General features: G+C 65.7%; 14 protein-coding genes and 1 riboswitch. Of the genes, 8 read left to right on the top strand and 6 right to left on the bottom strand.

The features are described 5' to 3' along the window. Positions 1-90: 90 nt before the first annotated feature. A complete protein-coding gene (locus JI59_RS15140; protein WP_007011811.1) occupies positions 91-450 on the top strand; it encodes a hypothetical protein in 360 nt (119 codons plus the stop codon). Positions 451-622: 172 nt separating this feature from the next. Here JI59_RS15140 and JI59_RS26790 read toward each other — a convergent pair whose 3' ends face one another. After that, positions 623-1,540 (bottom strand): hypothetical protein, encoded by a 918-nt coding sequence (locus tag JI59_RS26790; protein ID WP_138921280.1) that lies wholly within the window; start codon positions 1,538-1,540, stop codon positions 623-625. A gap of 776 nt (positions 1,541-2,316) precedes the next feature. Here JI59_RS26790 and JI59_RS15135 point away from each other — a divergent pair. From JI59_RS15135 to JI59_RS15125, 3 genes are all read left to right on the top strand, one after another. Then, complete coding sequence (locus JI59_RS15135; RefSeq protein WP_007011814.1) at positions 2,317-2,694, top strand: UrcA family protein; 378 nt, start codon at positions 2,317-2,319, stop codon at positions 2,692-2,694. Between the two features lie 184 nt (positions 2,695-2,878). Continuing rightward, on the top strand, positions 2,879-4,540 hold the full coding sequence (locus JI59_RS15130; protein ID WP_007011815.1) for a M28 family metallopeptidase: 1,662 nt from the start codon (positions 2,879-2,881) through the stop codon (positions 4,538-4,540). A 2-nt stretch (positions 4,541-4,542) separates the two neighbouring features. Continuing rightward, entirely contained in the window at positions 4,543-5,109 is a 567-nt protein-coding gene (locus tag JI59_RS15125; RefSeq protein WP_007011816.1) for a septal ring lytic transglycosylase RlpA family protein, read from the top strand. Positions 5,110-5,119: 10 nt separating this feature from the next. Here the strand turns inward: JI59_RS15125 and JI59_RS15120 are convergent, their stop codons facing one another. Further along, on the bottom strand, positions 5,120-5,572 hold the full coding sequence (locus tag JI59_RS15120; protein WP_007011817.1) for a globin domain-containing protein: 453 nt from the start codon (positions 5,570-5,572) through the stop codon (positions 5,120-5,122). A gap of 91 nt (positions 5,573-5,663) precedes the next feature. Here JI59_RS15120 and JI59_RS15115 point away from each other — a divergent pair, with 91 nt between their 5' ends. The 3 genes from JI59_RS15115 to JI59_RS15110 all read left to right on the top strand — a co-directional run bounded on the left by JI59_RS15115 (position 5,664) and on the right by JI59_RS15110 (position 6,588). Beyond that, entirely contained in the window at positions 5,664-6,092 is a 429-nt protein-coding gene (locus JI59_RS15115; RefSeq protein ID WP_007011818.1) for an Rrf2 family transcriptional regulator, read from the top strand. Between the two features lie 54 nt (positions 6,093-6,146). Further along, complete coding sequence (locus tag JI59_RS27395) at positions 6,147-6,311, top strand: hypothetical protein (protein WP_007011819.1); 165 nt, start codon at positions 6,147-6,149, stop codon at positions 6,309-6,311. 70 nt (positions 6,312-6,381) lie between these two features. Next, positions 6,382-6,588, top strand: coding sequence for a M3 family metallopeptidase (locus JI59_RS15110; protein ID WP_138921281.1), 207 nt, complete (start codon positions 6,382-6,384; stop codon positions 6,586-6,588). A gap of 30 nt (positions 6,589-6,618) precedes the next feature. On the opposite strand, the gene JI59_RS15105 is transcribed toward JI59_RS15110, so the two are convergent. The 4 genes from JI59_RS15105 to JI59_RS15090 are packed head-to-tail and all read right to left on the bottom strand — an operon-like array spanning position 6,619 to position 11,211. Continuing rightward, positions 6,619-7,389: an ABC transporter ATP-binding protein gene (locus JI59_RS15105; RefSeq protein WP_007011821.1), complete on the bottom strand. Its 771-nt coding sequence runs from the start codon at positions 7,387-7,389 to the stop codon at positions 6,619-6,621. Further along, positions 7,386-8,351, bottom strand: a complete 966-nt coding sequence (locus JI59_RS15100) for a FecCD family ABC transporter permease (RefSeq protein ID WP_007011822.1) — start codon at positions 8,349-8,351, stop codon at positions 7,386-7,388. Before JI59_RS15100 ends, JI59_RS15105 begins: the two co-directional genes overlap by 4 nt. Continuing rightward, positions 8,348-9,298 (bottom strand): ABC transporter substrate-binding protein, encoded by a 951-nt coding sequence (locus JI59_RS15095; RefSeq protein ID WP_007011823.1) that lies wholly within the window; start codon positions 9,296-9,298, stop codon positions 8,348-8,350. The genes JI59_RS15100 and JI59_RS15095 overlap by 4 nt, the downstream gene beginning before the upstream one ends. Continuing rightward, entirely contained in the window at positions 9,295-11,211 is a 1,917-nt protein-coding gene (locus tag JI59_RS15090; RefSeq protein ID WP_007011824.1) for a TonB-dependent receptor plug domain-containing protein, read from the bottom strand. Before JI59_RS15090 ends, JI59_RS15095 begins: the two co-directional genes overlap by 4 nt. Before the next feature lie 94 nt (positions 11,212-11,305). Further along, positions 11,306-11,502: riboswitch (cobalamin riboswitch) on the bottom strand. 195 nt (positions 11,503-11,697) lie between these two features. Between JI59_RS15090 and JI59_RS15085 the strand changes: the two genes are divergently transcribed. Further along, on the top strand, positions 11,698-12,906 hold the full coding sequence (locus JI59_RS15085; RefSeq protein ID WP_007011826.1) for a cell wall hydrolase: 1,209 nt from the start codon (positions 11,698-11,700) through the stop codon (positions 12,904-12,906). Positions 12,907-12,991: the final 85 nt, after the last annotated feature.

The raw sequence follows: 12,991 nt of genomic DNA, 5'->3' as shown, positions 1-12,991 counted from the left end.
GGGATGCAAACGGCTTATCGCAATGGCTTTGCATCGCCCCGGACGAATTGGCAAAACGCGCGCAGGGTTCAGGTGAAGGTCTAAAAGATCATGCAGCGTTTTGGTTTCCTGTGCGCAGCGGCGCTGGCCGCGGCGACATTGTCCGGTCCGGTCCATGCGGACGATCCGTACGAGAAACTGACGCCCGAGGAACTCGCCCGCGACAAGGCGACGATCCGCCGCCTCAACCGCGAACAGCTCGACTACGTGCGCAAGCGCGACGCGCAATATGCCAAGGGCTGGCGCGCCTACGACGACGCCCCGCGCTCACCTGACTATGGCGAAAGCCGCTATGCCCGGCAGATGCGCGACTACGAGTCCGACCGCCGCGACTACGAGCGCGCGATGGCCGACTGGCGCGAAGACGTCGCCGCCTGCCGCGCCGGCTACTACTCACGCTGCCGCCGCTGAGGCGCCGGAGCGCCCTGCCCCCTACCTGTCCGCACCGGGCCTGACTCAGCGCCATCAGGTCGCGCACATCCATTTATGCGCGCGACAGCCCCACCACGCATCTCATCAACACGTCAGAGCCCCCCTTCTGCCCGCGGAAGGGAACAGGGGAGGGCGCGTCAGCCTCAAGAATTCACGTGCCTTTAAGCGATCCCAAACAGTGTCCAATCACCTTTTCATCAGATGCATTACGTGCCTCAAATACGAAACCTACTGATGAGTTGGGACTGAAGAAACGGCCATGAAGCGTTCCACTGTAGCCAGTGGATGCGTCGGCAACATTTCCGGAAAAGGTTTTGCTTTCTCGGTCAAGAGAACTCACGAACGACATAGTCGCTACTTGTTTAGATTGATAAACAAAACTTGCGGACCCAGACAATCTATTAACGGAAGGCGTATAATTAAAATTGCAGGTTCCAAGAATCTGCTTATCGGCCAAGCTTTCCGATTCGAAATAGCCATATACTCGCCCTTCGTAATCTGAAAAGTCCCTAGCCGGCATATCAAATGGCTCATCACGTCCAAAAATGGCTTGCCGATAGGTAATTCGTTCACCGATCTGCCCAAAATAAGAACTATTTGATTTTGTAAGGCGAGTCACAAGAATGGCTGACTTCGCATCATGCTCGATAATCAGTCGGTCTTCATTTTTGCCGTAGATACGCCAAATGGGACCATTCTGCAGCGTATCGCTGGTATAAGTTTCAGAAATTATTCTAGGAAAATCGTAGGTGATAGCGTCGGGTTCAAGACGAAGTGTGAGGTAAGCGCGGTCATCGCCCTTAAAGATCGACACCCCTTCAAGAATGGATGTGCCATTTCCTTTGAAGGTCGCCACCGAATATCCAAGATCGGTTTCCAGCGAAAACGGCTCTGTGAATGTAAACTCTTCAGTCACCTCAGGCGTCGAGGTCGGCATAGTGCTTGGATTTTCTGCAGGAGACGCAGAGGGTGTGGGAGAGCTTGCCGAACCACTGTTTTCTTCTCCACCGCAACCTGAAACGCCCAAAAGAAGGCATGAAAGGTAAATTGATCTCCTCGAAATGTTCACGTCACCCCCTAACAAAATCTAGATTATGCATAGCTCAGGCGTCATTCGCTAAGCCGACAGCGGACTATTGACGACAGTGTTAGCGGGTTAAAATGTTGAAAAGCCGCCGCTCAGCTGTACGAAATGTCGGTGCGAGGGGACATTGAACCGCGCAGCCCGATTACAATGTCGTCGCCTCCCGCGACTGTGGGCGCGCTGCTCCGTTCCCCCGAGAGATGCCAGGATAACTGCAGCGGGGTCCCCTCCTTCGCGGGGATGACGAAGTGAAGGTATCGTGACCAGATTTGCCGACAAAGCGGATCTGAAACCATGTTGTTTCGACATTCCCGCACAGGCGGGAATCCAGCTCTCGATGCGCGCTATCGCGCGTCCTGCCACAGCCCAGCTTTCCCCGCGCCCGTGAATTTCCGGTTTACACGCTGGCGCCCTGTCGCACGCAGGATGCAAGCGAACAAACTCTTGAGTCGCCCCCTTCCCCAATACTGCGAATGCGCGTAAAAATGTCGCTGGACACCAAGAAGACGAGTCGAATTTTACAAGTAACGGTAACTCCAAGTAATTTTATTTCCGACAGCGCTTCAATACCGGGGTGAGTCGAGGGGTTTCTGACTTCTGTAAATCATTTCAGCGTCGTAGTGAGGATATCACGCGGCGCTCAGGTCTTGTCGGGCATCTTGCCACATCTACCGATTCCGGGTCGCCTGGAACTTCTCGAGCCGCAGGTTGCAGAGCCTGACGGTCCTTGCCCTGCGCCTCATATCGTCAGGAGACGAACCATGAAGAGAATCCATGCCGCCATCCTCGCCGCGACAATGTTCGCCATCGCAACTCCTTCGCTTGCCGACGTCGTGGTGAAGGACACCGCCTGGTCCAGCCTTCCCCATCGCGAAGTGCGTTTCAATGACCTCAACCTCGATACCCCCCAGGGCATCGACAAGCTCAATGTGCGCATTTCCGCTGCCGTAAGGACGGTCTGCGGCCAGCCCGATGCCCGTATCCCGCGTGAAGTTGCCATGACCCACACCTGCCGCGACCAGTCGCTGCAACGCGCCTTTGCCGACCGCGATTCGATCCTGGCCGCGCGCCTTGCCGCCCGGGACGATCCGAGCCGGCTCGCCGCGCTCGATACATCGATCGCCATTGCGGCCCGCTGAGGAACGGGCGCCGAAGGACCGCCCACCCCCTTCACACCGGACGGTCGACTGAACCGGAAGGCAGGGAACGCTCGCACGCTCCCTGCCTTCGGTCACCCCGTGAGGCAGGCATCGGGCGGCGCAGGCCTGGCGGTCCTGCCTGCCCGATGCTTGCCTCACGGGGCGGCTAACCTAAGATGGGGGCATGAGAAAACTTCCCCCCGTTCTCGCCGCAGCCCTGCTGGCTGCCAGTTCCCACCCTGCCCTTGCCAAAGTCTCGGTCGATGCCGACCGGATCGCGGCCGACGTCAAGACGCTTGCCTCCGATACTTTCGAAGGCCGCGCGCCCGGCACCGCGGGCGAGGACCGCACGATCGGCTACCTGATCGCGCGGTTCCAGGACCTTGGCCTGCAACCCGCCGGTCCGGACGGACAGTGGGTGCAGACCGTCCCCCTGCTCCACACGAAGCTTGAAAAGGCGCGGACCCTGGCCTTCACCGGCCCCAAGGGCGCGATGCCGGTCGAACAGGCCAAGGACCTTTACGTCTCCACCGTGCGGCCCGACGACATTGCCGCCATCGAGAACGCGCCCGTCGTCTTCGTCGGCTATGGCGTGAATGCGCCCGAGCGCGGCTGGGACGACTTCAAGGGCGCGGACCTGAAGGGCAAGGTGGTCGTCTTCCTCGTCAACGATCCCGACTTTGCCGCGAAGCAGGGCGAGCCGGCAGCAGGCAAGTTCGGCGGCCGGACGATGACCTATTACGGGCGCTGGACCTACAAGTTCGAGGAAGCCGCGCGGCAGGGCGCGGTGGGCGCGCTGATCGTGCACGACACGCAAGGCGCGGGCTACGGCTGGAACGTCGTCGTCAGTCCGGGCGGCGAGAACTACGACATCGTGCGCAAGACCGAGGACCTGACAAGCCTGGCCCTGCAGGGCTGGCTATCTGGCGATGCGGCCAAGCGCCTGTTCGCCAGCGCCGGGCTGGACCTAGCCAAACTATCGGCGGCGGCGCGGCGGCCCGATTTCCGGCCGGTGCCGCTCAAGGGCGTGACTTTCGATGCCGACGTGCCGGTAACTCACGAGCAGATCGCCAGCCACAACGTGCTCGCGCGCATCGAGGGCACGACGCGCGCCGACGAAGTCGTGATGTTCGGCGCGCACTGGGATGCCTACGGCAAGGGCGAACCCGACGCGCAGGGGCGCATCTACCGCGCCGGGGCCAACGACGACGCGCTGGGCATCGCCGCGATGTTCGAGATTGCCCGCGCCATGAAGGCCGAACCCGCACCGCAGCGCAGCGTCGTCTTCGCCGCGTGGACGGCCGAGGAACGCGGGCTGCTCGGTTCGGAGTTCTATGCCGCCAACCCGGTCTATCCGATGGAAAAGACGGTCGCCAACCTCGCCATCGACATCCTGCAGACGGCAGGCGCGGCGAACGACGTCGTGCTGGTGGGCAAGGGTCAGGACACACTGGAGGACGACATGGCGCGCGTCGCGGCCACGCAGGGGCGCACGGTGACGCAGGAAAGCCTGCCAGAGCGCGGGCTGTTCTACCGCGCCGACCATTTCTCCTTCGCCAAGCGCGGGGTGCCGGTCATGCTGCTGATGGGCATTGCCGGGGCGGCTGACCTCAAGCAGGGCGGCACCGCGGCCGGTCAGGCGTGGATCGATGCCTATACCGGCAACTGCTACCACCAGGCCTGCGATGCATGGTCGAGCGACTGGAACCTCGACGGGGCCGTGCAGGACATCGACCTGATCGGCACCATCGGCGAGGAACTGGCGAACTCTGGCAAGTGGCCGCAGTGGAAGGCCGGCTCGGAGTTCAAGGCGATCCGCGACAGAAGCGAAGGCGTGCGGCAATAACCATGCGCCTGCGCCTTCCGATCAGCGCGCTGCTGGTCCTTGCGCTTTCGGCCTGTGGCGGCGGGGTGAAGTTCCGCCCCGTCAGCGACACGCCGGTGCGCGTGGGCCCGCCCTACAAGATCCGCGGCGTGACCTATACGCCCGCCGCGGATCCGCACTACGACATGCTCGGTTATGCAACGTGGTACGGCAACGAGTCCGGCAACCAGACCGCCAATGGCGAACGCTTCCGGCCCGACTGGGTGACTGCCGCGCACAAGACGCTGCCGCTGCCCAGCTATGTCGAGGTTACCTCGCTCGATACCGGTCAGCGCATTATCGTGCGGGTGAACGATCGCGGGCCCTTCGGCGAAAGCGCGCGGATCATCGACCTCTCGCGCGGGGCCGCCGAGCTGCTGGGCGTGCGCGCCAGGGGCAAGGCGGCGGTGCGGGTGCGCGTGGTCGAACCGACCGAGCGCGACCGCGCGGCCCTGCGCGAAGGCAAGGCCGCAAGCAAGCTGCCGCCGATCCCGGAGCGCACGCTGGCCAACCTGCAGGCGCAGTTCGCCCGCGGGGTCGGCTCGCGCTGAGGCCCCGGCCTTACTCGGCCGCTTCGAGCTGGGCGTAGGCGTCGGCTTCCTTGCCGATCAGGATATCGGCCAGGAACCAGTAGGCCTCACCCCAGGCGGCCAGCACTTCGTCGCTGGCGGCATCGCCCAGCACGTCGCGGATCGCCGGAAGCAGGGCATCGGCGACGTAAGGGTAATGCTCGGCCTTCACCCCGGTCTCGACATGGCGCTGGACCATGCGCTGCACCGGCGCGGTGAGGTTCTGCAGCTTGTCCACATTCTGCGCATAGGCAAGGATCGCGGCGGCAAGTCGGCGCGGCTGTTCGCCGGAAACCTGCGCGGCCTGGTCGAACATCGCCTTCACTTCCTCGTTCACGAACAGGCGCTCGTACATGCGGGTGGTGATGGCGACGCCGTGCTCCTGCAGCACGGGCGCGGTGGCCTTGACGATGGCGACGGTCTGTTCGGAAAGCGGCTGAGCCATGACGAATCCCCTAAAAGATGCAAACTGGATGCATCTATACAGCGCGGCTAAAAGATGTAAATAGGAAGCATCATTATTTCGGAGACCCGCCTTGCGCCTTACCGCGCACACCGATTACGCCTTGCGCATCCTGCTCCACGCCGCGTTGACGCAGGCGCAGGACCCAGACGCCCTGCTCTCGATCGCGGAGGTGGCCGAGGCCCATGCGATCTCGCGCAACCATGCCATGAAAGTGGTCAATGCGCTGGGCAACGCGGGCCTGCTGGAGACCCTGCGCGGTCGCGGCGGCGGCTTTCGCCTCGGCAGGCCGGCCGACGAGATCCGGCTGGGCGACGTCGTGCGCCTGACCGAGCCGAACCTGCAGCCCGCCGACTGCGGATCGTGCGTCATGCAGCGCCACTGCGGCCTGATCTCGCCGCTCGACCGGGCGGTGCATGCCTTCCTCGCCGAACTGGACAAGCAGACGCTGGCCCAGGCCGCGGTGGAATCGCGCCTTCCCGCCATGGCCGCGCCGCTCTGACGGGAACTTTCAGCGCCCCTGCACGTTCTCCTCCATGCGAGAGGAGAAAACGCAATGGACACGACCAAGATCGGACAAGAGATCCCGTATCGCCGCAAGAACGATCCGCGCAGGACCGGCTCGCTGATTTTCGATCGCGAGCGCGACGACCATGTGCGCGACAATGAAGGCGGCGAAGAGATGAAGGTCTGGTCCGGCGGACACTTCAAGAAGAGCTGACCGCCGGATCGACAGCCCCCTGCGCAAGTTTCCGCCGACGCAACAAATGTTCGTCTGGCGCAGGGGGCGCATGGTGTATGAAACAGTCCCCCTCCCGCTTGCACTCGGCAGCCTGCTGACGCGCGTGCGCAACGTGTTCGGCCAGCTCGTTTCGGCCAATACCAACGACACGCTCGATGCCGTCGATACCGCGATGTCGCCCAAGCTCGCCGCGCGGTCCCTCGAGACGGGGAGGAAATCCGGGCTGCGGCATGGCGGCCGGTCCCGCTCGTCCTGAGCCTGCCGAAGGACAGGCCCCAAGGCTGGCCTAGCGCGCGTCCAGCGTAAAGGGCGAAGGCTGCCCCAGCGACAGGGCACGCTCGCCCGGATCGCCCAGCCAGCGTGCCGGGCAGTTCCAGACGCGGTGGATCACTTCGCGGGCCAGCGCAATCTCGGGCGGACCCTCGGCCTCGACCCTGCCGTTCTTGAGCACCACCACCTGATCGGCGTGGTTCATTGCCGTCGCCAGGTCGTGCAGCACCAGCACGACACCGCGCCCGGCCTTAGTCTGCTGGCGAAAGCGCCGCATCAGGGCGGCGGCATGGGCAAGATCGAGATTGGCGAAAGGCTCGTCGGCCAGCACCCAGCCGGGGCGGGTCGCCAGCACGCGCGCCATCAGGGCCCTCGCCCGCTCGCCGCCCGACAGGCGCGAAACCGGGCGATGGCGAAGGGCTTCAAGGTCCATCGCGGCAATCGCCTCGTCGATGGCTTCCTGCGCTTCCTTTGCCGGGGCATCCTTCCACGGCAGGCGGCCGATCGAGACCAGCACTTCGACCGAAACGTCCCAGGCCACTTCGGGCGACTGCGGGAGGTAGCCGATCCACTGCGCACGCTGGGCCGTCGAGCATTGCGACAGGGGCCGTCCGCCCAGCTGGACATCGCCCACATCGGGCCGCAGCAGCCCGGCCATGCACGAAAGCAGCGTCGACTTGCCCGCGCCGTTGGGGCCGCAGATCGCCGTGACCATCCCGCGACGGCACTGCAAGGACACACCGTCGAGCCGGTTCTTCACGCTCAGGTTGCTGGCGCCAAGGCTCATGCCAGTTCCTGACGCATCTTGAGCAGCAGGTGCAGGAAGAACGGCGTCCCGAGCAGGCTGAGGGCGATGCCGAGACGCAGTTCGCCCCCGGCCAATGGCAGCACGCGGCACAGGCAATCGGAAATGAGCAAAAGCAGCGCGCCTGCCAGCGCGCTCGGGACGATCAGCGAGGACGGGCGGTGGTCGGTAAAGGGGCGCACCAGGTGGGGCACCATCAGGCCGACGAAACCGATGATCCCGGCCACTGCCACGCCCGAGCCGACCGTCAGGCCGATGCCGATGATCATCATCGCCTGCAGCCGGAACGGCTCGACCCCCAGCGAGCGCGCCGCGGCTTCGCCCAGCGTCAGGGCATTGAGGCTGCGTCCGGCGGCCAGGAGCACGCCGATCCCCGCGGCGGTAAGCGGCAGGGCGATCCAGACTTCGCGCCAGGAGCGGTCGGCAAGCGAGCCCATCGTCCAGGTGACAATCTCGGTCATGGCGAAGGGCGATGGGCTCAGGCTGATCGCAAGGCTCATCAGCGCGCCGGCAAGGCTGGAGACCATCAGGCCCGCCAGCGTGAACAGCGCGACGCCGCCGCTGCGACCGGCGATCAGTGCCAGCAGCGTCATCGCTCCGCAGGCCCCGGCAAGCGCGAAGACCGGCAGCAGCCACGGCGAGGCGGCATAGCCGGTCCAGAAGCTGAGCACCGCGCCCAGCGCTGCGCCCGGTGCAATGCCGAAGAGACCGGGGTCGGCCAGCGGATTGCGCAGGAAGCCCTGCATCGCGGCTCCGGCAGCGCCCAGCCCCGCGCCCACCGCCAGCGCCAGCACCGCGCGCGGCAGACGCAGCTGGATGAGGATGATCGAAGCATTGTGCGCCGTCGGCGAAAAGGGATCGATCCACACGCGTCCGGCGAGCAGTGAAAGCGGCACGGCCACCAGCAGGCCGGCCAGCAGCAGGAGGACGAGGCGCGGGTTCATCGCACCCGTGCCGTCCGGATCGCCGCGTCCTGCCGGTCCAGCTCGCGCCGGGCGCGTCCGAGCGCGTCGATGGCGCGCGGGATCGTCGGGCCGCCGCACCAGAGGATCGAACGATCGAGCGGAAAACGCTTCATGCGGCTCAGGCTCGCGAGAGCGGGGTGATGCAGCATGCGGTCCTCTTCGGCCAGCGGATTGCCAACTGCGAAGACGACGCGCGGCGGATCGGCCAGTACTTTCTCGAGCGGCAGGAAATCGGCCTGCGAAAGCCCGCGTGCACTGGCCGCGTTCGTAAAGCCGGTGTGCTTCATCATGTCAACGATCAGGGTGTCGTCACCTGCGACCAGCCCTGCCGATTCCCAGACCAGCGCCGGTACGGGCGTGGCGCCCCGGGGCGGCGCGGCGCGGGCCAGCGCCTCGTCGATCCGGCCGATCAGGCGCTTGCCCAGTTCGGGATGGCCGGTGAGGCCCGCAAGTTCCCGGATCTGGCCGCGCGCAGCCTCAAGGTCCGGCGCAATCGGCATCTGCACCACCTTGAAGCCCAGCTCGTCGAGCGCGCTGGCCGTGGCGGGCGGCAGGAAACTGCTGGCGACAACCACTTTCGGGCCGATGGCGGCGACTTCCTCGACCGTGCCCGAGACCGCGCGGTAACGGCGCGCCTTGGCAAGGTCCATCGAAGTGGACTGGGCATCGTGGCTGTAGCCCGAGATCGCCAGCAACTGGCCCGGCCCGGTCACTTCGGCCAGGATCGCATCGGTGCAGGGATTGAGCGAGACGATGGTCGGGTAGGCCGGATCGCCCGGCGCGGCAAGCGGGGCGGCCCCGGAATGGCCGCCCCCGCAACCCGATATGCAGGCCCATGCCAGCGCAAGGACCCCGGCGCGGACCAGGGCCCGCGCCAGATGCTTCCCTCCGGTCCTCCCGGACTGCGGGGGAAGCGACAGGGTCACATCTTCACCCGAACCCCGGCATAGGCCGAGCGGCCCGGCGTGCCGTAGCCCGAGACCGTCGCGTAATCGGCATCGGTCACGTTCTCGATGCGCGCGAAGACTTCGTAGCGCTGCGCTATCGTGTAGCTCGCCCGCAAGGTCGCGGTCACGTAGCCGTCCAGCGGGGTCAGATTGTAATTGTCGTTGTAGCTGTCGGACACCATGCGGATATCGCCGCCCAGCGTCAGCCCTTCAAGCGGCGCGTCCCAGTCGGCCGAGACGGTGAGCGCATTGCGCGGACGGCGGGCAAGGTCGTTGCCCCGGTTGAGATCGCCGGCCGTGCGGTTCACCGACTTGACGTAAGTATAGACCGCGCCGGCACGCAAGCGCTCGGAAACCCGGGCGCCCAACTCGATCTCGGCGCCGGTTGCGCGGGCCTTCCCGACATTGGCATAGAACCCGTAGCGGCCATCCCCGCAAAGCGCATCGCTCGATCCGAAGCACGAGACGTAGTCGATCAGGTTGCGGCTGTCGCGGCGAAAGCCGGTGACCGCGAAGTGCAGCGGGCCGTTGCGGTCGCCATACTCGATCCCGGCATCGTAGCTGCGGCTGCGCTCGGGCATCAGGTCGGGATTGCCGTATTCGGAGAACAGCTGATAGAGCGTGGGCACCTTGAAGCCTTCGCCGTAGGAGGCACGGATGCGCCAGCCCGCCGCCACGGTGACGCTGCCGTTGGCACCGAAGGTCCACTTGTCGCCGAAATTGGAGTGGTCGTCGTAGCGCACGCCCGCGGCCAGGCTGAACAGATTGCCGTAGTAGCCGAGCAGGCCGTGCACGCTCGTCAGTTCCGCGTCGGCGCGAATGCGCGAGCCGTAGAGGAAATCGTCGGACTTGATGTGCGACCATTCATGGGCGCCCCCGAAGTCGAGCCGGACGGCATCGGTGGCGTCGTAGGAGCCGCTCAGTTCCGCCCTTTCGCTGCGGCCCTGCGTTTCGGAATTGAACTGGTCCGAGATCGTCGGGTCGTAGTAACGGCGGCGGGTGTCCGAAACCTGATAGCCTGCATCGAGCGTGAGCGCATCACCGGTCCACGTCAGCCCCGCGCGGCCGCCCAGCTCGCGGGTCTTCTGGTACTCGGGCGTATCGGCGAAAGTGTAATCGGGCGCAGGATAGCCATCGAGGTCGAGCGTGCCATCGGTAAAGCGGCCCACCACGCTGGCGGTAAGGCCCGGCACCAGATCGACGTGGGCACGGCCACCGGCCCGCCACTGCCTGAAGCCGTCGGCCTCGGTACCGGACGCCGCCTGGCTGATGCCATCGGTGCGCATGTAACCGCCGTTGAGGTTGACGCCGTAAGTCTCGCCGGAAAGCCCGGCCGAAACCTGCCCGTCGAAGCTGTCGCGCGCGCCATACTCTGCCGAGCCCTCGACGCCGTTGACGTCGCGGCTGGTGATCGCCAGCACGCCGCCGATGGCTTCCGATCCCCAGACGACCGAGTTCGAACCGCGCAGCAGTTCGACCCTGCCGACCGGCCCGGTCATCAGGTTGCCGAAATCGAACCCGCCGCTGGGCGCGGCAATGTCCGCAACGCGCAGGCCGTCGACCAGCACCAGAAGCTGCTGGGAATTGGCGCCGCGCACGAACAGGCTCGTCGTCCCGCCGATGCTGCCGTTACGGCTGAAGGTCACGCCCGGCAGGCGCTCCAGCACGCGGGCGACGTCCGGCCCCTGGATGGAATCGATCTCCTCGCTGCCGACGACGCTGACGGGCTGCCCCGCCTGATCGACGCGCAGCGCGCTGCCGGTCGCGATCACCGTGATCGCGTCGCCCAGCGGAACGAACGGCGCGACATCGGCCTCATCGGCAAGAGCGGGGGAAACAAGAGCGGGTGTGGACACGGCAAGCGCGGTGCCGAGCAGATACAGATACTTCACGTACAAACCTCCAACCTGAACGAAGCGTCGCTCGTGGCTGAGGCCGCGCCTTCACGGCGCATGACTCGCTGCATTCCGGTCCAACCCGCCCGGCGCGGAACGACCATCACTGGCAGGTCTCCTGGCTCCCGGATCATAGCGCCGCCCCACCTTCCCGGCATCCTTGTGACAAGACGCCAGTGGCCAATCGGGACGGAACTCCCCGGTCACAGTTGCGGGGACAGCGCCGGAATCGAACCGGCTTCCCTCTTAGGTCCGGCAAGCCGGACAACCCGTGACGTGGCCGGGCGGATACTGCGGTGTTGCAGGCTTTGCAAGCACGGCCGCGCAAGTACCTGCCCGCGCAACCGGTTTGTTTACCGGTTAAGGCTACAAGGCGGCGGTGTGTCGCTTCGGGACGGCGACCACGGAGCGGATGCGCCGGATCGATAGGCGGGTTAGGCGCAGGATGCGCCGACGAGCCACGTTGACGGGGCGCACGTTGAAGTGGCGCACATTGACGGTGCGCACTTTGACAAGGCGAGCGAAAGGAACCGAGTGACCGAGCCACCTGCCCTGATGGCCCTGATCGGCGAAAGCGAGGCGCGCCCGCGCGACTTCGCGGCCCGGTTCGAGCGCGGGCGCAGGAACCGGCATGCGCACCGCGCCCATCTGCAGCGGCGCTGGAGCGTGGCCGCTGCAGGCCTTGCCGCCATCGCCCTGCCCGCCTTCGCCTCACCGGGACACTGGGACCGCTTCACCATCGCCGCTGCCACGGCCGAGGCGCAGACCCCCGAGCCGATGCCCTTCGAGCGCGCCGGATCGAGTTTTCCCGGCTCCGCCTTCTATTACCTCGAACAGGAAGCCGCGCCCCTGCAGGTGGGCGAAGGCATCCATTCCGACGCCGGGGACGCGGACGCACCGGCCCCTGAAGCCCGCGCCCCTGCCCGCCCGCTCACCATCGATGCCAGCGGCATCGACCGCACCCGCGCGCTGCAGTGCATGACCGCCGCCATATACTATGAAGCCGCAAGCGAGGCCGAAGCCGGCCAGCGTGCGGTTGCGCAGGTCGTGCTCAACCGGGTGGCCCACCCGGCCTATCCCAATACCGTGTGCGGCGTGGTCTACGAAGGATCGGAACGCTCCACCGGCTGCCAGTTCTCGTTCACCTGCGACGGCTCGCTCGCACGCAAACCTTCGCGCTATTTCTGGGACCGGGCGATGCAGGTCGCCCGCGCCGCGCTGACGGGCTACGTCTATGCCCCGGTCGGCCTGGCGACGCATTACCACACCGTGCAGGTCCATCCCTACTGGGCTGCGAGCCTCGAATACCTCGGCACCATCGGGGCGCATCGCTTCTACAGTTTCCATGGCGCGGCGGGCCGCCCGGGCGCCTTCCGCTTCGCCTACCTGGGCGGCGAACCGGCAGCCGCACCGCACCCCCGCGACACCGCTTCGCCCACCATGGCGGCGGCAGACACGCTCGATCCGGTGGCGATCCAGCGCAAGTTCGATGCACAAGGGGCAGCGCCGACTGCCGCGGCAAGCCCGATCGAGACAGCCGCCGCCAAGACCGCGCCCGCGCCGATCTATTCCAGCGCCATTCGCGAACGCGGCGGCGAAGCACTCTACCGGGCGCAGAAGCTGCCCGAAACCGGCGACATCAAGCCGCAATACGCCAATAGCGGCCGCTGGATCGCCCAGCCGGGCACCTGACCCGGCGCGATCTGTCTCCTTTCGGGGCACCGTGGGGCCATGGCAAGAATTCGGCAACCATAGGCCATTACAAACACTTAGAGCA

The organism is Novosphingobium pentaromativorans US6-1 (assembly GCF_000767465.1).
GTDB lineage: Bacteria > Pseudomonadota > Alphaproteobacteria > Sphingomonadales > Sphingomonadaceae > Novosphingobium > Novosphingobium pentaromativorans.
Note: the sequence above shows the minus strand (reverse complement) of the source record. Positions and strands in the feature narration are given on the sequence as shown.

What these genes read in the sequence shown, in the direction of transcription:
- JI59_RS15105 (WP_007011821.1), bottom strand. Translation starts at nt 7,389, where the DNA reads ATGAGCCTTGGCGCCAGCAACCTGAGCGTGAAGAACCGGCTCGACGGT.
- JI59_RS15140 (WP_007011811.1), top strand. Translation starts at nt 91, where the DNA reads ATGCAGCGTTTTGGTTTCCTGTGCGCAGCGGCGCTGGCCGCGGCGACA.
- JI59_RS15125 (WP_007011816.1), top strand. Translation starts at nt 4,543, where the DNA reads ATGCGCCTGCGCCTTCCGATCAGCGCGCTGCTGGTCCTTGCGCTTTCG.
- JI59_RS15100 (WP_007011822.1), bottom strand. Translation starts at nt 8,351, where the DNA reads ATGAACCCGCGCCTCGTCCTCCTGCTGCTGGCCGGCCTGCTGGTGGCC.
- JI59_RS27395 (WP_007011819.1), top strand. Translation starts at nt 6,147, where the DNA reads ATGGACACGACCAAGATCGGACAAGAGATCCCGTATCGCCGCAAGAAC.
- JI59_RS15120 (WP_007011817.1), bottom strand. Translation starts at nt 5,572, where the DNA reads ATGGCTCAGCCGCTTTCCGAACAGACCGTCGCCATCGTCAAGGCCACC.
- JI59_RS15135 (WP_007011814.1), top strand. Translation starts at nt 2,317, where the DNA reads ATGAAGAGAATCCATGCCGCCATCCTCGCCGCGACAATGTTCGCCATC.
- JI59_RS15130 (WP_007011815.1), top strand. Translation starts at nt 2,879, where the DNA reads ATGAGAAAACTTCCCCCCGTTCTCGCCGCAGCCCTGCTGGCTGCCAGT.
- JI59_RS15110 (WP_138921281.1), top strand. Translation starts at nt 6,382, where the DNA reads ATGGTGTATGAAACAGTCCCCCTCCCGCTTGCACTCGGCAGCCTGCTG.